At 69.8% G+C, this 18626-nt stretch carries 18 protein-coding genes; 8 read left to right on the forward strand and 10 right to left on the reverse strand.

All coding sequences use genetic code 11. The features are described from left to right. The first annotated feature begins 186 nt into the window (after window positions 1-186). From AC5Y5E_RS12945 to AC5Y5E_RS12965, 5 genes are all read left to right on the forward strand, one after another. Window positions 187-981, forward strand: coding sequence for an FkbM family methyltransferase (locus tag AC5Y5E_RS12945; RefSeq protein WP_499903405.1), 795 nt, complete (start codon window positions 187-189; stop codon window positions 979-981). A gap of 88 nt (window positions 982-1069) precedes the next feature. Further along, the gene (locus tag AC5Y5E_RS12950; RefSeq protein WP_499903406.1) at window positions 1070-2257 is read left to right on the forward strand and encodes an NAD(P)/FAD-dependent oxidoreductase; all 1188 of its coding nucleotides are present in this window, start codon (window positions 1070-1072) and stop codon (window positions 2255-2257) included. Further along, window positions 2254-3156 carry an RNA polymerase sigma-70 factor gene (locus tag AC5Y5E_RS12955; RefSeq protein WP_499903407.1) on the forward strand — a complete coding sequence of 301 codons (903 nt, stop codon included), beginning with the start codon at window positions 2254-2256 and terminating at the stop codon, window positions 3154-3156. Before AC5Y5E_RS12950 ends, AC5Y5E_RS12955 begins: the two co-directional genes overlap by 4 nt. Before the next feature lie 16 nt (window positions 3157-3172). After that, window positions 3173-4417 carry an aminodeoxychorismate synthase component I gene (locus AC5Y5E_RS12960; RefSeq protein ID WP_499903408.1) on the forward strand — a complete coding sequence of 415 codons (1245 nt, stop codon included), beginning with the start codon at window positions 3173-3175 and terminating at the stop codon, window positions 4415-4417. A 119-nt stretch (window positions 4418-4536) separates the two neighbouring features. Next, entirely contained in the window at window positions 4537-5517 is a 981-nt protein-coding gene (locus tag AC5Y5E_RS12965) for a hypothetical protein (RefSeq protein ID WP_499903409.1), read from the forward strand. Window positions 5518-5522: 5 nt separating this feature from the next. Here the strand turns inward: AC5Y5E_RS12965 and rsmI are convergent, their stop codons facing one another. Then, window positions 5523-6359, reverse strand: a complete 837-nt coding sequence (gene rsmI / locus AC5Y5E_RS12970; protein WP_499903410.1) for a 16S rRNA (cytidine(1402)-2'-O)-methyltransferase — start codon at window positions 6357-6359, stop codon at window positions 5523-5525. Between the two features lie 24 nt (window positions 6360-6383). Between rsmI and AC5Y5E_RS12975 the strand changes: the two genes are divergently transcribed. Next, the gene (locus tag AC5Y5E_RS12975; protein WP_499903411.1) at window positions 6384-7940 is read left to right on the forward strand and encodes a dolichyl-phosphate-mannose--protein mannosyltransferase; all 1557 of its coding nucleotides are present in this window, start codon (window positions 6384-6386) and stop codon (window positions 7938-7940) included. Between the two features lie 81 nt (window positions 7941-8021). On the opposite strand, the gene arcA is transcribed toward AC5Y5E_RS12975, so the two are convergent. Further along, window positions 8022-9269 carry an arginine deiminase gene (gene arcA, locus AC5Y5E_RS12980; RefSeq protein ID WP_499903908.1) on the reverse strand — a complete coding sequence of 416 codons (1248 nt, stop codon included), beginning with the start codon at window positions 9267-9269 and terminating at the stop codon, window positions 8022-8024. A gap of 34 nt (window positions 9270-9303) precedes the next feature. On the opposite strand from arcA, the gene AC5Y5E_RS12985 reads away from it, so the two are divergent. After that, window positions 9304-9900 carry an alpha-ketoglutarate-dependent dioxygenase AlkB family protein gene (locus AC5Y5E_RS12985; protein ID WP_499903412.1) on the forward strand — a complete coding sequence of 199 codons (597 nt, stop codon included), beginning with the start codon at window positions 9304-9306 and terminating at the stop codon, window positions 9898-9900. Between the two features lie 51 nt (window positions 9901-9951). Here the strand turns inward: AC5Y5E_RS12985 and AC5Y5E_RS12990 are convergent, their stop codons facing one another. The 4 genes from AC5Y5E_RS12990 to AC5Y5E_RS13005 form a co-directional block, all read right to left on the reverse strand. Further along, window positions 9952-10608 carry a DUF5642 family protein gene (locus tag AC5Y5E_RS12990; RefSeq protein WP_499903413.1) on the reverse strand — a complete coding sequence of 219 codons (657 nt, stop codon included), beginning with the start codon at window positions 10606-10608 and terminating at the stop codon, window positions 9952-9954. A gap of 27 nt (window positions 10609-10635) precedes the next feature. After that, window positions 10636-11307, reverse strand: a complete 672-nt coding sequence (locus AC5Y5E_RS12995) for a DUF5642 family protein (RefSeq protein ID WP_499903414.1) — start codon at window positions 11305-11307, stop codon at window positions 10636-10638. 6 nt (window positions 11308-11313) lie between these two features. Continuing rightward, window positions 11314-12327, reverse strand: coding sequence for an acetyltransferase Pat (gene pat / locus AC5Y5E_RS13000; protein ID WP_499903415.1), 1014 nt, complete (start codon window positions 12325-12327; stop codon window positions 11314-11316). A 144-nt stretch (window positions 12328-12471) separates the two neighbouring features. Next, window positions 12472-13611, reverse strand: a complete 1140-nt coding sequence (locus AC5Y5E_RS13005; RefSeq protein ID WP_499903909.1) for a M42 family metallopeptidase — start codon at window positions 13609-13611, stop codon at window positions 12472-12474. A 155-nt stretch (window positions 13612-13766) separates the two neighbouring features. Between AC5Y5E_RS13005 and AC5Y5E_RS13010 the strand changes: the two genes are divergently transcribed. Beyond that, a complete protein-coding gene (locus tag AC5Y5E_RS13010; protein ID WP_499903416.1) occupies window positions 13767-14000 on the forward strand; it encodes a DUF7218 family protein in 234 nt (77 codons plus the stop codon). Between the two features lie 4 nt (window positions 14001-14004). Here AC5Y5E_RS13010 and AC5Y5E_RS13015 read toward each other — a convergent pair whose 3' ends face one another. The 4 genes from AC5Y5E_RS13015 to AC5Y5E_RS13030 all read right to left on the reverse strand — a co-directional run bounded on the left by AC5Y5E_RS13015 (window position 14005) and on the right by AC5Y5E_RS13030 (window position 18454). Then, entirely contained in the window at window positions 14005-14580 is a 576-nt protein-coding gene (locus tag AC5Y5E_RS13015; RefSeq protein ID WP_499903417.1) for a lipoprotein LppJ family protein, read from the reverse strand. Continuing rightward, window positions 14561-16489 (reverse strand): putative alpha/beta hydrolase, encoded by a 1929-nt coding sequence (locus AC5Y5E_RS13020; RefSeq protein WP_499903418.1) that lies wholly within the window; start codon window positions 16487-16489, stop codon window positions 14561-14563. The genes AC5Y5E_RS13015 and AC5Y5E_RS13020 overlap by 20 nt, the downstream gene beginning before the upstream one ends. 1308 nt (window positions 16490-17797) lie before the next feature. Next, complete coding sequence (locus AC5Y5E_RS13025; protein WP_499903419.1) at window positions 17798-18271, reverse strand: hypothetical protein; 474 nt, start codon at window positions 18269-18271, stop codon at window positions 17798-17800. Between the two features lie 21 nt (window positions 18272-18292). After that, window positions 18293-18454 carry a hypothetical protein gene (locus AC5Y5E_RS13030; protein ID WP_499903420.1) on the reverse strand — a complete coding sequence of 54 codons (162 nt, stop codon included), beginning with the start codon at window positions 18452-18454 and terminating at the stop codon, window positions 18293-18295. Window positions 18455-18626 lie beyond the last annotated feature (172 nt).

Raw genomic sequence — 18626 nt, forward strand, 5'->3', positions numbered from 1 at the left:
TTCGTCTTCCAGTTTGCCTCGCCCGATGCACGCCGGTGCGCACTGGGGAGCCCCATACTTTCGCGGTGGCTGCGTTCGGCCCGGGGCAGGTCACGAATAGATGCGAAGCGTATCATGTGCGACCCGGCTCAGCCCGGGTCAAGCGCGGCCCCCAAAGCCCCCCAAGAGGACGGGAGACCACCGCAGATGCCTGTCGCACGCTCGGCGAAACGTTGGCTCGCGCCGGCGGCAAAGACGTTGGCGCCCCGCCTGTTCTGGCGCCGCAAGTACGGCATCCTGCAACGCCTCGGCGAGGCCCGCCCGGACGTGCAACTGGTCGCGTCGCTGTGCGATCCCAACCGCGTCTCGCTGGACATCGGGGCCGACGTCGGTGAGTTCACAATCGCGATGCTCGCGGCGTCGCGATCGGTGGTCGCGTTCGAACCCCGGCCGGCCCAGGCGCGCGACCTGGCGTCGATGTTCGACGCGGTCGGCGCGCCGGTCCGGGTGGAGGCCGTCGCGCTCTCCGACAAGCCCGGCGTGACGACCATGCGGGTGGTGGCGTCCGACCCGGGCCGCAGCACGATCGACGGCGACAACGCCCTGGGCGACGCGGACGGCGGCGCGGTCCAAAGCATCGAGGTGCCGGTCAAGCGGCTCGACGACCTGAGCCTGGGCGACGTCGGCCTGGTGAAGATCGACGTCGAGGGCCACGAACTGGCCGTGCTGCGTGGCGCGACCGACACGCTGACGCGCAACCGGCCGGCGGTCCTGGTGGAGGCCGAGGAACGCCACCACCCGGGCGCCGTCGCCGCGATCACCGAGCTGCTGACGGGCCTCGGGTACGAGGGCTACTTCGACACCGGCGACGGCCGGCGGCCGATCGAGGAGTTCGACGCGGCCCGGCACCAGGACCCGGCCAACATCGGCGGCCGCGAGGACGGCTGGGCGGCGCACGGCGTCTACGTCAACAACTTCGTCTTCGTCTCGAAGGGCGTGTGAAACGGCTCACAGCCGTGCCCCGGACTGTCACGGCCGGCCTGCCCGCGGTGTCTCAAGGGCACGAGTCCCGTGAGAGTAGGAGACAGAAATGACACAGCCGCCCGCCCCAAAAACCCACGTCGTCGTCGTCGGCGGCGGATACGCCGGAACGCTGGCCGCCAACCACCTGCGCCAGCGCGCCGACGTCGACATCACCCTGGTCAACGCGCGCCCGGTGTTCGTCGAGCGGATCCGGCTGCACCAGCTGGTGGCCGACACCAGCGCGGCGGTCGCCGACTACGACACGCTACTGGGCGAGGGAGTCGGGCTGGTGATCGACGCCGTCGAGCGCATCGAGGCCGCCGACCGCCGCCTGGTGTTGGCCTCGGGCGCCGAGCTCGACTACGACTACCTGATCTACGCCGTCGGCAGCACCGGCGCGATGCCGGCGACCGTGCCCGGCGCGGCCGAGTTCGCGCATTCGGTCGCCGACCTGGAAAGCGCGCAGCGGCTGCGCTACGCCCTCGCCGACCTGCCGCTGGCTTCGCCCGTCACCGTGGTGGGCGGCGGGCTGACCGGCATCGAAACCGCGTCCGAGCTGGCCGAAGCGGGGCGCCCGGTGACCCTGGTCTGCGGCGGCATCCTCGGCCCCTCACTCAGCAACCGCGGCCGGAGGTCCGTCGCCAAACAGCTGCGCACCCTCGGTGTCAATGTGCTCGAATCCGCCTGCGCAACCGAGGTGCGCTGGGACGCCGTGGTTCTCGCCGACGGGGCGGTGCTGCCCAGCGCGGCGACGGTGTGGACGGCGGGTTTCGCCGTGCCGGACCTGGCCGCGCGCAGCGGGCTCAGCACCGACGCGCTGGGCCGGCTGCTCACCGACGAGACGCTGACCAGCATCGACGACCAGCGCATCGTCGCCGCGGGTGACGCGGCCGCGCCGTCGGGCCAGCCGCTGCGGATGAGCTGCCAAGCCGCCGGCCCGCTCGGCATCCAGGCGGCCAACACGGTGCTCAGCCGCATCGCGGGAGAGGCCCCGGCGCTGCTGGACCAGGCGTTCACGGGGCAGTGCATCAGCCTGGGCCGCTCGCACGGCACCATCCAACTCGCCCGCAAGGACGACACCCCGGTGGAGGTCTACGTCGGCGGCCGGTTCGCGGCGTCGGTGAAGGAGACGGTCTGCAAGGGCACGCTGTGGGCCATCCGGCGCGAGGCCGCCAAGCCCGGCTCGTACTTCTGGTTCAAGGGCGGCAGGCGGCTCGCGCAGTCCCCGGCCGACGAGCAGGTAGCGCTGCCGTGACCCAACCGTCCGAGCACGCCGAGCGATTCACGCTGCTGCGACCGTTGCTGTTCACGATCGCCTACGAGATCCTCGGCTCGGCGACCGAAGCGGACGACGTGCTGCAGGACAGCTATCTGCGGTGGGCCAATGTGGACCTGTCGGCCGTGCGCGACACCAAGTCCTACCTCGCCCAGCTGGTCACCCGGCAGGCGCTCAACGCGCTGCGGGCCGACGCGCGCCGCCGCGAGGAGTACGTGGGGCCCTGGCTGCCCGAGCCGCTGCTCCTCGATGAGCAGGATCCCTCGGCCGATGTCGTTCTGGCGGAATCGGTTTCGATGGCGATGCTGGTGTTGCTGGAAACACTCAGCCCCGACGAGCGGGCGGTGTTCGTGCTGCGCGAGGTGTTCGGCTTCGACTACGGCGAGATCGCCGAGGCAGTCGGCAAGCCGGCGCCCACCGTGCGTCAGGTCGCGCACCGCGCGCGCGAACACGTGCGGGCGCGACGCAAGCGTTTCGACGCCGCCGACCCGGAACGCAACGCCGAAATCACCGCCCAGTTCCTGGCCACCGCGGCCAGCGGCGACGTCGAGGCGCTGATGGCGATGCTCGCCCCGGACGCCACCTGGACGGCCGACAGCGGCGGCATCGTCAGCGCCGCCCGCAGGCCGGTGGTCGGCGCCGACCGGGTGGCTCGGGCGATCGCCGGGCTGATACGCAAGGCCGCCGGCATGCCCGGGGCGCGCGTGGACATGGTGACCTGCAACAGCGCCCCGGCCGTACTGCTCTACCTCGGCGAACAGCTCGAGGGCGTGATCACGCTGGAAATTGCCGGCGACAAGATCACGAACTTCTACGTGATGCGCAACCCGCAAAAGCTGGCGGCGCTGGCCACTGCTCGCGACATCAGCCGCGGCTAGGCGGCAGACTAGGGCGGTGCGAACCGACCGGCTTGGCGACCTCGGCGCCGCCCCCCGGGTGCTGCGCGCCGTCGGCGACGCCACCGGCCGGCTCGGGTTGCCGCCGCCCGCCGCGCTGACCGGCGAGTGGTTCGGTTCGCTGGCGGTGATCGCGCCCAGCCTGTCGGCGCGGCCGGTCGCCGTCGACGACGCCTTCGCGGTCCGGCTGGGCACCCCGGCGCCCGACTCGGAAGCGGTGGGCGGCGGGTGGGTCGGCTACCTGTCCTATCCGGATCCCGGCGCCGACGGCCGGCGAAACCGGATCCCCGACGCCGCCGGCGGCTGGACCGACTGCGTCCTGCGCCGCGACCGCGACGGGGGCTGGTGGTACGAAAGCCTGTCCGGCTCGCCGATGCCGGGCTGGCTGAGCGCCGCGTTGGCGGCCGGGCCGGCACCGCCGGGCGATTGCCGGATCGACTGGGGCGGCGCCGACCGGGCCGCGCACCGCGGCGGGGTCCTGGCCTGCCTGGAGGCGATCCGCGCCGGCGAGGTGTATCAGGCCTGCGTATGCACGCAATTCACCGGTTCGGTCAGCGGGGCCCCGCTGGATTTCTTCGCCGACGGCGTGGCGCGCACCTCCCCGGCCCGGGCGGCCTACGTCGCGGGGCCGTGGGGGGCGGTGGCGTCGCTGTCCCCGGAACTTTTCCTGCGGCGTCGCGGCGCGGTCGTGACGTCCAGCCCCATCAAGGGCACGCTGCCGCTGGATGCCTGGCCGTCGGCGCTGCGCGCGTCGGCCAAGGACGTCGCGGAAAACATCATGATCGTGGACCTGGTCCGCAATGACCTCGGCCGCGTGGCGAGCGTCGGCACCGTCACCGTGCCCGAGCTGTTGGTGGTGCGGCGCGCGCCGGGCGTGTGGCACCTGGTGTCCACGGTGTCGGCGCGCGTTCCCGTCGAGGTCCCGACGTCGGCGTTGCTGGACGCCGCCTTCCCCCCGGCCTCGGTCACCGGAACGCCTAAACACCGTGCGCGGCAACTGATTTCGCAATGGGAACATAACCGTCGCGGCATTTACTGCGGGACGATCGGTTTGGCCTCACCGATCGCCGGATGCGAGCTGAACGTCGCGATCCGCACCGTCGAGTTCGACGCGGGCGGCGGCGCCGTGCTGGGTGTCGGCGGCGGCATCACCGCCGACTCCGATCCCGACGCCGAATGGGAGGAGTGCCTGCACAAGGCGGCCCCGATCGTCGGGCTGCCGTTGATCGCGGCGGCCGGTTAGGTGACGCGTCGGCGCCCGTCCGTGAATTTCGGCTAACCCCCCACGCCACGTGCCGTTTTTGCTTAAGCTTCAGGGATTGACCCGCGCCGATCGCGAGTCGACTGCCGGAGGGGGCTGTCATGAGAATCGCCGTCCTGGGCGCCGTCGCGTCCGCCCTGATGGGTGGGACGCTCGCGGTCACGCCCCTGACCTCGGTCAGCACGCCGCTACCGGCCGCCGGACCGTGCGGCAACGGCGGGGCCCCGTGCCAAAAGGTGGCGTCGGTCCTGATGCCCGAGACGCCGCCGTCGGCGCCCGGCACGCAGGCCGCGCCCGCCGCGAATACGGGGGACGCGCCTAAGCCGGTCGCAGAGGCCAGCAACCCGGCAATGCCCGGCGGATCCGGCGGGCCCGCGGTTCGCGCGGTGCCCGGGGCAGGCGGATCGGGAGGCGGCGCGCCGGGAGCGGCGGTCCCCGGCGGGTTCGACACGGGCCTGCCCGACGCCGCGGCTGCGGTCCTGCCGGAACTGCCCGGCGCCCTAGGCACCGCGGCGGCCATCCAAGCCGCACCCGCCGGGGCACAAACCGCCTTGTCGATCGTCCAGGGCGTCGTGGGCGTGGGAACCACCGTGGTCGGCGTCGGAACCGGCGTCGTGGCCACGGCGTCCACCGCCGCCATCGCGCTCGTCTATCTCAAGAACGCCGGCCTGCTGCCGCCCGGCTTCACCCTGGGCATCCCGAACATCACGGTTCCTGCGCTTCCCGGCTCGGCGGCGGCCGTCCCGGGTGCGGCGGCGGCCATCCCGGCGGTATTGGCGGCCGCGCCCGCGGCCCTACCGGCCCTCCCTGCGGTTCCTGCGGGGTTGCCCGCGGTTCCCGCGGCGTTGCCGGCCCTGCCACCGCTCCCCGGCGGCCCGCCGGCCCTGCCCCCGCTTCCGGCCGGCCCGCCGGCCCTGCCCCCGCTTCCGGCCGGCCCGCCGGCCCTGCCCCCGCTTCCGGCGTTACCCCCGCTGCCTGCGGGGCCGCCCCCGCTGCCGCCGCTGCCCGGCCCGCCGCCGCTGCCGCCGCACCCCCAGATCTGCACGCCGGGGATCGGCCCGTTCAAGGCCTGCACGCCTTAAGAGAGCTACTCGCCGCGTAACTGCAGAACCGCGTCGTAAAGCTGGCGCGTCCGCACGTCCGGATGCGCCGCGGCCACCTCGCTGCACGCGTCCTTGACGCGCACGCCGCCGGCAACCAGCTCCTCCACCTGCGCCACCAGCGACGGCAGGTCGGCGCGCGGCGTCGCGCCGGCGAGCACCACCGTGATCTCACCGAGCACCCCGTCGTTCGCCCACGTCGCCAGCTCCTCGAGCGACCCGCGCACCACTTCCTCGTGCACCTTGGTCAGCTCCCGGCAGACCACCGCGCGGCGGGCACCGCCGAGTTCGTCCGCGGCGTCGCGCAGGCACGCCGCCAGCCGCCGCGGCGACTCGAAGAACACACAGGTGCGCCGCTCGTCGGCCAGCGAGGCCAGCCAGGTTCGGCGCGCCGCCTTCCTGCGCGGGGCGAACCCCTCGAAGCAGAACCGCTCCGAGGGCAGCCCGGACACCGCGAGCGCGGTCGTCACCGCGGACGGCCCGGGCAGGCAGGTCACGGGGAGCCCGGCCTCGACGCACGCGGTCACCAGCCGGTAGCCGGGGTCGCTGATCAACGGCATCCCGGCGTCGCTGACCATCAGCACCGTCGCGCCGGCCGTCATCGCGTCGACGAGGGCGGGCACCCGGGCGGCCTCGACCCGGTCGTACAGGCTGACCACGCGCCCCTTGATATCGGCGTCCAGCGCCTTGGCCAGGATCCGCACCCGCCGGGTGTCCTCGGCGGCCACCACGTCGGCGCGGGCCAGCGCGTCGATCAGGCGCGGTGAGGCATCCGACGGCTGGCCCAGCGGCGTCGCGCCCAGCAATAGGCGACCGGAGGTCATGACGGACAGCCTACGATCGACGTGATGACCGCCCCGCCCCGCGAAAGCGCCGTCGCCGAGCGCGGGCGTGTCGTACCCCTCGACAGCCCCGGCCCGCTCGTCCCGGTGGCGGACTTCGGGCCGACCGACACCATCCGCGGCTGGGTCGCGACCGGCGTGATCACGGTGCTGGCGACGGTGACCCGCTTCCTCAACCTGGGCTCGCCGACCGATGCCGGCACGCCCGTCTTCGACGAGAAGCACTACGCGCCGCAGGCGTGGCAGGTGCTGCACAACCACGGGGTGGAGGACAACCCCGGATTCGGTCTGGTGGTGCATCCGCCGGTCGGCAAGCAATTGATCGCGGTCGGCGAGGCGATCTTCGGCTACAACGGCGTGGGCTGGCGGTTCACCGGCGCCCTGCTCGGCGTCGTCATGGTGGTGCTGGTGATGCGGATCGTGCGGCGGATCAGCCGCTCGACCCTGGTCGGCGCGATCGCCGGGGTGCTCGTGATCTGCGACGGCGTCAGCTTCGTCACCGCGCGGACCGCCCTGCTCGACGGCCTGCTGACCTTCTTCGTGGTGGCGGCGTTCGGCGCGCTCATCGTCGACCGCGATCAAGTGCGCTGGCGGCTGCACATCGCGCTGGCGCAGGGCCGCGGCGCCGAAACCGCATGGGGCCCAAGGCTGGGTGTGCGCTGGTGGCGCTTCCTTACCGGGGTGATGCTCGGATTGGCTTGCGGGACAAAGTGGTCCGGCCTGTATTTCGTGCTGTTCTTCGGCGCCATGTCGTTGGCGTTCGACGTCGCGGCGCGGCGTCAATACCAAGTCAACCGGCCATGGCTGGGCGTCTTGCGGCGTGACCTGGTCCCCACCGCGTACGCGGTGGGGCTCATCCCGTTCGCGGTCTACCTGGCCAGCTACGCGCCGTGGTTCGCGTCGGAGACCGCGATCGACCGCCACGAGGTCGGCCAGTCGATCGGCCCGCACTCCGTTGTTCCACTGCCCGACGCCGTTCGCTCGCTGTGGCACTACACCGCCAAGGCGTTCCAGTTCCACGCGGGCCTGACCAATTCCGCCGGCAACTACCACCCGTGGGAATCGAAACCGTGGAGCTGGCCGATGTCGTTGCGGCCGGTCCTGTACGCCATCGACCAGCAGAACGTCCCCGGCTGCGGCGCGCAGTCGTGCGTCAAGGCGGAGATGTTGGTGGGCACCCCGGCGATGTGGTGGCTGGCCGTGCCGGTGCTGCTCTACGCGCTTTGGCGCACGCTGGTGCGCCGGGACTGGCGCTACGCGGCCGTTCTGACCGGCTATTGCGCGGGGTGGCTGCCGTGGTTCGCCGACATCGACCGCCAGATGTACTTCTTCTACGCCTCGACGATGGCCCCGTTCCTGGCCATGGGCATCGCGCTGATCTGCGGCGACATCCTCTACGCCCGCCGTCAAGGGCCCGAACGACGCACTTTGGGACTGATCGCGGTGTGCTGCTACGTGGCCCTAGTGGTGACCAACTTCGCGTGGCTGTTCCCGGTGCTGACCGGCCTGCCGATCTCCCAGCAGACCTGGAACATGGAGATCTGGCTGCCCAGCTGGCGCTAGTTTCTCGGTGCGCCGAGACTGCGTCCAGCGCGGGGAAACCGCCGAAATCGACGCGCTGAGCGCAGACTCGATGCCGGCGCGCTACACCAGATCGCGGGCGGCTGGACACGACATGCACCGCGGGCCGCCGCGGCCGGTGCTCAACTCCGACCCCGCGATGGTGAGCACCTCGATGCCCGCCTCCTCGAGGCGGGTGTTGGTCTGCGCGTTGCGCTCGTAGGCGACGACGACGCCGGGCGCCAGGGCCAACGTGTTGTTGCCGTCGTCCCACTGCTCGCGCTCGGCGACGAGGGGGTCCAGCCCCGTGCCGATGACCCGCAGCTTGTCGATCCCCATCGCCTTGGCGGCTGCCTCCGGGAACGGCGTCTCGTCCCCGATGGTGACGCCGTCGGGGGTGCGCTCGATCGTGAAGGCCGACAGCGTGTCGACGACGTTCGCGTACATCACCGCGGTGTCGGTGTCGACCATCGTGCACACCGTGTCCAGGTGCATTTGCGCGCGCCGCTGCGCGATCGGCACCGCGAGCACCGTGTGCGCGAGATCGTCGTCGAACAGGCTGCGCGCCAACGCTTCCGCGCCGGCCGGGGTGGTTCGTTCGCCGACCCCGACCGCGAGCACGCCGGGGGCGAGCAGCAGCACGTCGCCGCCCTCGACGGGGGCGGTGCGCGACTCGTAGGCGCGCCGCACCCCGGTGAACCGCGGGTGATGGGCGTAGATCAGATCGGTCAGCGACGCCTCGCGAACGCGCGCCCGCAGCGCCAGGGTCGGGATCACCACCCGCGGCCCGATCCATATCGACGAGTCGCGGGTGAACACCAGGTTCGGCAGCGGATCGATCACGAAATCCGCCCCGTGGTGCATGCGCAGCACCAGGGAGACCTCGGTCCGGGTGTCCGGTGGCAGCTCGTTGAACGTCATGCCGGCCATCAGCACGTTGGCCAGCGTCACCGGGTCCAGCCCGCGCAGGTAGGCCGAAAGCTCTTGCGCCAGTGGCGTTCCGAGCCGCCGGGCGTCCACCGCGGCGGCGACGCCCTGCATCCGGGCGGCCCCGCTGTGACTGAGCGCCTCGGTCAGCAGATCCGACAACAGCAGCACCTCGACCCCGCGGGAACGCAGCAGCTCGGCGAACTGGTCGTGTTCCTCCTGCGCCCGCGCGACCCAGGGCAGGCCGTCGAAGAGCAGCTGGTCGTTGTTGCGCGGATTGAGCCGGCGCAGCTCCGCGCCGGGGCGGTGCAGGATGGCGACGCGCAGCACGCCCACCTCGGAATTGGTGCCCAGCTCAACAACACCCACCCTGAAAACGGTAGCCGGTCGCGGCGCCGGTCCCATCTTCATCGAACGGATGTGCGATAAACTGGGCGTCGTGAGCATCGCGGTACAGGGCTCGCTGTTCGAGCACACCGAGCGCAGACAGCTCGGTGACGGCGCCTTCATCGAGATCCGCGCCGGCTGGCTGGCCGAGGCCGATGACCTGCTCGCCGACCTCCTATCGACCGTTCCATGGCGGGCCGAGCGTCGCCACATGTACGACCGGGTGGTCGACGTGCCGCGGCTGGTCAGCTTTCACGACCTGACGGTCGAGGATCCCCCACACCCGCTGCTGGGCAAGCTGCGGCGGCGGCTCAACGACATTTACGCGGGCGAGCTCGGCGAGCCCTTCACCACCGTCGGATTGTGTTGTTACCGCGACGGCTCGGACAGCGTCGCCTGGCATGGCGACACCATTGGGCGCAGCAGCTCGCAGGACACCATGGTGGCGATCGTCAGCCTGGGCGCGACCCGGACGTTTGCGATGCGGCGGCGCGGCGGCGGCCCGTCGCTGCGACTGCCGCAGGCGCACGGCGATCTGCTGGTGATGGGCGGATCGTGCCAGCGCACCTGGGAGCACGCGGTGCCCAAGACGGCGGCGCCCACCGGCCCGCGCGTCAGCATCCAGTTCCGGCCCCGCGACGTGCGTTAGCGGCGATCACAAGCGCGGCGAAGCCGGGCGCCGTGGGTCGCCGCCATCGGCCTAGGAACGCACCGCCGCCACCGCCTTGACGAGCAGGTCCCGCGCGCGTTGGGTGTCGATCTTGGCCACCGGCTGGTCCGGAACGACGAGCGGATTGGCGATGACGATGACCTGGTAATCCCCGAATTGAGCCGAATAGTCGTACAGCTCGCCGGTTCGGGCGCCCCCGCCGACCACGGCCTGCAGGACGCGGTGCACGCCCGTCGTGCGGGCCCCGTCGATGTGCGGCGCATCGATCACCTCCATACCGCCCCGTACCCCGGTCCCGGCGAATGCGACCCTGGTGCAGTCCTTTCCGGGCTCGTTGAACGGCAGGGCCTTTGACGTCTCCAAGGCGATGACGACGAACCGGTTGCCGTTGCCCTCGGCGGAGACGGCGGCCATGTTGCCCTGCACGTCGGGTGGCATGTCCGGGCCCACCGCCACTTTCGCGCAGTTCGCGGGGTCGAAGGTCAGGCCGTCGGGCAGTTTGCGGGCCGAGAGCAGTTTGGGATCGACGCCGCGAACGGGGACGTCGGTGACCTTGTAGTCCGGCCCGAAGCTGGACTTGACGTCGGCGACCTTGCCGATGTCGGCCTTCACGGGTGCGGGGTCGCTGCCCGACGAGCATCCGGCGAGCACGCACACGGATGCGGTCGCGAGCAACACCTTCAACATCGTGGCCAATCTACCCAACCGCAATGCTCAGCCGCGCAACGTGGACACCGTTTTGACGAGCAGATCGGCGGCGAATTGCGGCGGCAGCGCGGGCAGCGCCGAACCGGGGTCGGTGGTCAGCGTCGTGAACGCGTAGTAGTTGCCCAGATACGCGGTGAAGGTGTATGTGCGCGAATCAATTTCGGTTCCGGATTCGACGGACGACTTGGTGTCGGCCACCATGCCGAGGGTCGCGACGCCGTCGATGTGGGGGGCGTCGACGAGCCGGACGCTTGCCGTGGTGTGGCCGTCACCCATGGTCCACCGTCCGCACGCCGCAACGACTCCCTGGTCGAGGTCCACCGGCCCCGGCAAAGTCACCACCACCGCGTCGACGATGCCGCCGGTCCCCGACCCGGAGAAGCCCTGCGCGGATTGGTCGCGTCCGTTGCCCGGGTCGGCCAGTGTCGCGCACTGCGGTGGCGTGGCCGTCGCGTCGGCTTGGAGGCTCCAGACGACCCTGGGGGTGAGCGCGCTCGGGATGCCGGTGGTCACCTCGTAGTGGGGCGGCAGCGCGCCGACCACCCGCTTGATGTTGGCGGGGTTGACGGTCGCGTTGGGGGTGGACGATCTGGTGGGCGTGGCGGACGGCGCGGGGGCGGACGCGTGCGCGCACGCCGCCAGCAGAACCACCGGAACGCCAATCCAGAAGGGCCGCATGCCCGTTCAGCCGACCGCTTCGATCACTTGACGGGCGACGCGCTTGATCTGTTCAGCCATGTGGCGCCCGAAGACCAGCCGGTGGGGCACGTCGATGACGGTGGTGATGACGCCGATGTCCTCGCGCTCCCAGACCGCGCCGTAGTGGTCCATGATCGCGCGCATCGGCGAGTTGTCGGAAAGCATTCGCGCGGAGAATCTTTCGACGCCGTCGACCCTCGCGGCGATGGACAGCGCACTGATCAGAAAGCTGCCGATGCCCCGGCCCTGATAGGCGTCGGCGACGAGGAAGGCGATCTCGGCGGTCGTCGGATCGCTCTCGTCGCGAACGAAGCGGGCGTCGGCCACCGGGTCAACCCCGTCGGTCACCACCCACACGAAGTGGTCGACGTAGTCGACCTCCGACAGATAGTGCAGCAACGCCGGCGTGGGGACGCGGGCCGTCATGAACCGCCGATACAGCGTCTCGCTGGAGAACTTGATGTGGCCGTGCACCGTGCGCTCGTCGTCGCCGGGCAGGACCGGGCGCAGCATCAGGCGGGTCCCGTCGCGGACCTCGATGGGGATCGGGGTGATGAATTCGGCCAGGCGCTGGCGCACCGTGCGCAGCAATCGCGGCATGACCCCCGGCAGGTGCACCATCCGGATGAAGGCGTCGTTGTCGCCGATCCAGCCGGTCAGCGGTTCGGCCGTGGTGACGGTCGCGATGCGCGGGATGTTCCGCAGCAGGGCGATCTCCCCCACGATGGTGCCGGGCGACACCTGCCCGGCGTTGACCGTGCCGTCGTTGTCGACGCGCTTGATTTCGGCGGTTCCCGACGAGATGAGCAGGAACGACACCGCCTGCTCGCCCTGCTGCATCAACACCTGGCCGGCGGCCGCGCGCAGCGGCTGGAGGCGGGCCGCCAGCGGCTCCAGCTCCTCGATTGGGCAGCCTTCGAAGATGTCCATCGTCGCGAGCTCTTCGGCCCGCGCGCCGGTCAGTTCGGCCACTGCGTCCCCGCTGATCCGTGTTGTCATCTCGGACCTTGCCCACGTTATGGGTTGCATTCCCGGCGCGGCAAGGATCCGCCGCCGTAACCGTCCACACACACGTCGAACAGCCGACGCAGCCGGTGCTGCAGTTCGTCGCCGCCAGGACGCCCACCCGATGACGGGCGGCGGCTAATCCGTTGCGCCGGAACGACTCTCGTCCCCAGGGTGCAGCACGAAGTCGGCGACGGTCCCCGCCATGCCATCGATGGCACGCCGAGACGTCACCTCATAGCCGTGCGTGCTGAGCGTCGGCAGGCAAAGCAGGGCCGCCCGCGGGGATAGCCCGTTGGCCTTGGAGTGGGAGGCGTCGGACTCGAACGCGCCGAGCACCGCGGCCTGCGGCTCGAGTCCCCGGCAGGAGGCGATGGTCATCAGCCGATCGGCGATGTCCTTGTCGTAGACGCACTGGGCATCGCTGTAGCCGACGATCGGACCGCCGGCCACGGTTGTCCCGTACTCCTGCTCGGTGGGCCCGACCTCGAGGGCGAGCGTGAGCGTGCCGGGGAGCGAGACGCTGGCGTAGGAACCGCCCACCCCGCCGATCTCCTCGTTGGTGGTGAACACGAGGTAGACGTCGTCGTGGGGCCGTTTTCCGCTCTCACGCAGCAGCTGAGCGGCGCGCAGCAGGGCGGTCACCGCGGCGCGGTCGTCGAGGAAGTAGCAGCCGACGTAGTCGCCGACCTCGAGCAGCGTCCTTTTGCTCCGCTCGACGCACACCCGTGTGCCGGGCCGCACGCCGGCGTCGGCGAGCTCCTCGCCGCTGCGGCCGGTGAAGACGTAGACGTGCCCCCAGTCCAGTGCCTTGTCACCCGCATCCGGTTTGGTCTCCCAGATCCGCCGACTCTCCTTGGTGGTGTGCTCGGAGCCGAGCGTCAGCACCGCGGTGAGCGTCTCGTGCTCGCCGAGGACGGCGACCGGGCCGAGCCCGAAGTTGCCGGGATACATGGTGCCCAGCTGCGTCACGTGCAGCGAACCATCCGGCTCGATCCGCTTGACCAGCATGGACAGTTCGTCCATGTGCGCCATGACGCGCGTCGCGGCGCTGGGTCCGGCGGTCGCGGCCGAGCGGTGCCGACGGCCTTCGGGGGGCTCGCCCGCGGCGACGTACCCCACCAGGTTGCCGGCCTCGTCGACCCACATGTCGTCGACGACGGGTTCCAGCTCGCGGGCGCAGACGGCCCGAACCTCGTCCTCCTGGCCGCACGGCCCGTAGGTCCACAGCAGTTCTTTCAGCAGCGCTTCGGTCGCGTCGGGATCGCGGGGCGCCATCTGGTCCTTCCGGTCGATGGGCTCGGTCGACAACTGGATCAGTACCCAAATCGGGCATCGGCAACCCGGCGGATGAGCACCGGTCGCCGGCCCCCGAATCTGTGCTCCGCGGGCGAAAGTGGGTATTCGGCCTGCACGGTGTAAAGGAGACCGAAGTGACGAAAGATCATGGCTCGAGCGTCAAGAACGACAAGCAGTACGAGGGTCTGCGCAAAAAGGGGATGAGCAAGTCCCGGGCGGCGGCGATATCGAATTCAGCTGGCGCCTCCAGCCGGGGCGGCAAGAGTTCGGGCAGCAGCCAAAGCAGCCGTCGCGGCGGTAGCGGCAGCGGCGGTAACACGTCCCAGAAGAAGGCCGCGGGCCGCAAGGGCGGCAAAAAGTCCGGCTAGCGGCTCAGCGCGCGGTCAACTGGTTGGTGATATCGAGTCCGGCGCCCGGGTCGTGGCGGTGGTCGGTCGTGTCCCGGCACTCGCCATAGAGGATGATCTGCCCGCGGTTGTGGTCGGACGGCAAGAAGCTCATGTTCGCGGTCACGCCGTTCTTGTTCAGCGTGGTGCCGTGGTAGTGCTGGCCCGGCGGGGCGCCCTCGCTCCAGCCGTGGGCGCGCATCGCGTCGCGGATGTGCTGGAAGTACGCGTCCGGATCGCCCTGCAACAAAAACCCGATCGTCACCCTGCCCTGATACGGCGGATCGCCTTGGTCGTTGCAGGAGGCGAACGAGAATCCGCCGTCGACGCCCTGCAGGTCCGCGGCGGCGACGATCTCCTTGGCCGGTTCGATCACCTGGGCCTTGGTCTGGTCGTCGGTCAGCGGGTGGGCGGAATCGTCGAAGGGGTTGGGAGAGCCCGAGGAATGCGGTTTCGGAAACACCAGCGAACACCCTCCTAACAACATGACGAGCACCACCATCGCGGCGAGCCGTGCTCGCCGCGGCCAAATGCGTTGCGGCTCAGTGATGGTGTTGGTCATCGAAGACATGATCATCGGTAACAGATGCGGGCGCGCGGCCCCACTCCGGGTCAATGACGACACCGGGTATCCCGGGCCCGACTGGACCCAGGCCCGGGATGTTGACCTTGCCCGGCTGATAACGGTGTTGGGCCGTCAAGCCGTCGGATTCCAGCGCGTCGCCGTGGCCCGAGGTGATGTCGGCCATACTGTGCAGCGCCTCGCTGCCGGGATGGTAGTAGTACGAATGGTCATGCGGATTGATGCCGTCGGAGCCCGGGACCTCGGCGCGGAAGCGCACCGATCCGAATCCATCGGCGGCGGGGTCGGCGCCCAGGCCGGGGGTCAAGCCGAGCAGCTGACCGCCGACGTTGTCCCGGTTCACGTAGTGGCTCAGGCCATTCAGCTCCCCGAGCATGCCGACCGGATCCGTCGACGCGTCGCCCACGTACACGTGCCCGCCGTCGAGATGAAAGCTCGCGGCGTTGGGCGCCAGGTCGGTGCCCGGGCAACCGATGAGCACCGCGTCGTTGGCGTGCATGTGGCCCAGGGCGAAGGCGTCGGCCACCGTCGTCGAACCGTACGAGTGGCCCAGCACGGTGACGTGCTGGCCGGCGCCGAGATGGGTGGCCCACAAACCGTTGACGTCTTGGGCCAGGGCCTGACCGCCGGTCCGGGCCAGCGCCGGGGTGGAGATCCGCTGGACGTCCTTGAAGTCGTTAGGGGCGTCGTACCCCATCCACGCGATCACCGCCGTGGGGTTTTTCGGGTCGGCGGCGTTGGCCTGGCCGAAGAGGTTGAGCGCATCGTTGTGGCCGTCGTGCAGCCAACCGCCTTTCACGCTGCTGCTGGTGCCCGGCACGATCACCGCGGTGTTCTTGGCCAGGTCGGGGTTGCCGATGGCGATCGCCGCGCGGCCCTTGCCGCCGAAAGCCAGTGGGTCATAGGCGAATAGAAACACGGGGTTGTGGCCGTTGTCCGAGTCGCGATCGAGACCCTGCTTGGTCTGATCGGCGTTCTGGTAGCGGGTGATGTCGGTAGCCGACAGTCCGTACTTGGCCGGGTCGCGCAGCACGTCGTCCGGGGAGACGCCGTAGCGGCCGGCGACGTCGCGGACCCGGTTGAGGTCCCGGGTCATCACCGCCATGTTGGCGTCGCTCCGCGCGAGGACCGGGACGCCGTTGAGGTTGCCGACCTGATCCGGGTGCTCGGCGAGGAGCTGCCGGCGCTCCCCCGGCGTCAACGATGTCCACCACCTGTTGACGTCCTCCGGGCTGGTGCCCGGCCGCGGAATCTCGGGTTTGGCGTCCACCGCCTGCAGAACCGCGGGGTCATAACCCTCGGCGCGCAGGGTGGCCAGCGCCCCTTGCAGGTACGTCGAATAGCCGTCGCGCACCGATACGATCTGGGCCAGAGCGGATTTGGTGTCGGCGATGGCCTCGTTTTCGAGATCGGTGATGTGCAGTTCCAGGAGTCTTCGCTCGCCCGCGGTGAGGTGGGTGTCTTTCTCCGCCTCCACCGCCTGGCCGATTTCGTCGTCGAGCTGCTGCAGCTGACCCTCCAAAGTGGAGATCAGCGCCGCGCCGGTTCGCTGCGCCTCGGCCAGGGCGGCGGCGATGTTTTCCAAATCGGCGCCGATCTTGGGCAGCTGCAAGGACTGCGCGCCCAGCGCCTTGGTCACCCGCTGCACCTCGGCGGAATCGTTGATCGGGTGGTCACCGTTCTCGTGGTTCCAGGCCGCCTCGAAGCGGCGCCGCGCCTCCTCGAACGAGGCGCTGGACTCGGAGGTGCATCGACCCGCGGCGTGAAAGGCCTCCGCCAATTCCGAAATCTGCGCCGGGCGACCAACCTGAAGGCTCTGGTTGATCATCCACGGATCGCCGCCCGCCTCGGCGATCAGCGCCGGAACGCTTATGTAGCGCAGCTGCACCGCACTGCCCGTCCCGAGCGCGGGGAATCCGCGTCGGTATGCATCGCGATCCCCCTTTCCGAGCTGGTGACAACGCTACAACCAGTTGGGGTAGTGGCTTACTCTATTCCGTCCCACGGAGCAGCGGTTTGGTAAACGAGCAGCTAGGCGCGTTAAACACCGACCCGATCGAAGGGGATTCCCCATGTCCGACACTGAGTCAGCGAGACGGCGGGCATCCCGCCTGGCCCAAACGGCGGTGGCAGCTATCTTTGTCGCGGCCGGGTTGGCGATAGTGGCGCTTTTCTGGCCAGCACCGGGTTCGCCGTCCACCATCGCAAGGTACGTCTACGGCGGCGGGTCACCGGATTCGGCCGAAGTCGACCGGGTTCGGGCCGCGTTATCGAGTGACCTCTGGTTCAGCATCGGTTTCGGCTTGGCGCTGATCGGATTTGCTTGGATCTTCTGGCTGTGGGCCATCTCCGCGTTTGGCCAGCTGTCAGCGAAATACGTCATGGCGGCAGCGGGCCTGGCCCTCCTCGCTGGCGCCGCCAAGCATGTGCTGCTCGATTGCGCCCTCCGCCAACAAAATTCGACGGGCTTGATCACCGCGGCAGCTGCGGCGTCGATCGTCATGTGGTGCGCGTCGCTGCTAGCCCTCGGCGGATTCCTCGCAACGGTAGGAGTAATTCTGCGCGCACTGGTGCCCTGGTCTCGACGGGTCCGGGAGCGCATGTCCGAACTGGCGAAGAGGTGGCGGTGGCTTGGGGCCTGCTCCTCCGCGCTGAAGTCGGCTCGGCGGTGGCTGAGGATCCGCGCCCGCAAGGTGTTGGCCCGGTCGCGGCGGTTCAAAGCGTGCGCCCCGGGCAGGACCGAAATCGCCTGCTCCGGTAAGACCAGCGCCACGTGGTGGCGCGATCTGCAACCAGACCCTCCCGCCGCGCGCGCAGAAACGGACGAATTAAGCTGGGCCAACGCGTATTACGTGCCCGGCGCCGAGGACGTCAGGAAGTCCCGGGAGGGCGACCCGGTGCAGGCCATTTGCCTGTCCGGTGGCGGGGTGCGGTCGGCCTGCATTGGCATGGGCGTGACGCAAGAGTTCTCGAAGACGCCCCCGATCAAGTTGACCGCGGCAATCAGCAAGCGGTTCCGTAGCGAAACGGCGGCTCCCAAGCTCATCGACGCCGTCGACTACGTGATATCGGTATCCGGCGGCGGTTACACCGCCGGGGCGCGACTGATCTCCGTGCACGACAAGGAAAGCCCTTTGGTATCACAGCGTTTCGAGGAGGGGTCGCCCGAATTCGATCATTTCCGCAGGCACTCAAGCTATATCGCGGACTCGCCCGGGGAATTGCTCGTGGCGCTGACCGTGGTATTGAAGAATTTGATCGCATCGATGGCCATCCTCTTCACCCTGCCGGCGGTGCTGGGCTCGGTGCTCGGATATCTGTTTTCTCGCTCCGTCTTTTCCTTCGCCGTGATCGTTCCGGTGCCGAGTCCAACTCTCGCCGGCCCGCACGCTCTCCCTTGCCTGGCAGCGCATTCCGCGTCGTGGTACGCGGTCGGCGCATTCGCGGTTTTCGCCGTGTTCTTCACGAGCGCGGCGATGTTCGTCGAGTTCGTATCGTGGAAGAGCTGGAGTGAGTGGCTGAAACTGCGGCTGCAGGGCCTCGCGCTGGGCAGCGCAGTGTTCGCGGTGCTCGTGCTGGCGGTGGTCGCCGGATTGCCCGCGTTGATGCGGTTCTGCTGGTGGCTTGGTGAGCGCGCGCCCGGAAACCAGGGCGGCGCCGCGGCGGCCATCTCCGGGTTGGTCGGCCTGAACTACCTGGCGGCGATCGCCGCGATGGTATGGAAGGACCGCGACAGGCTGTCCAAGGAGGCGACGAAACTTTCGTCGTTGAAGCGGCTGTTGCCGCCGGGCGTCGTCGCACTGATCCTGGTGATGGCGACCTTGGCCGTCCTGCTGGTCGCGTGGCTGATCACCCTCGGCTGCTTCGCGGCAGACGTGTTTCAACAAGCCATCGCCGACGGAAAGGAGAACACCTTTTTCCAGATGCCGTTCTCCTCGTGGTGGCTGCCCGGGCTGCTGCTGCTGACCATGTTGTGGATGAGCTCGGTCGATGTCGCCTCGCTCAGCCTGAATCCCTTTTATCGG

Source organism: Mycobacterium sp. NGS54 (genome assembly GCF_059812465.1).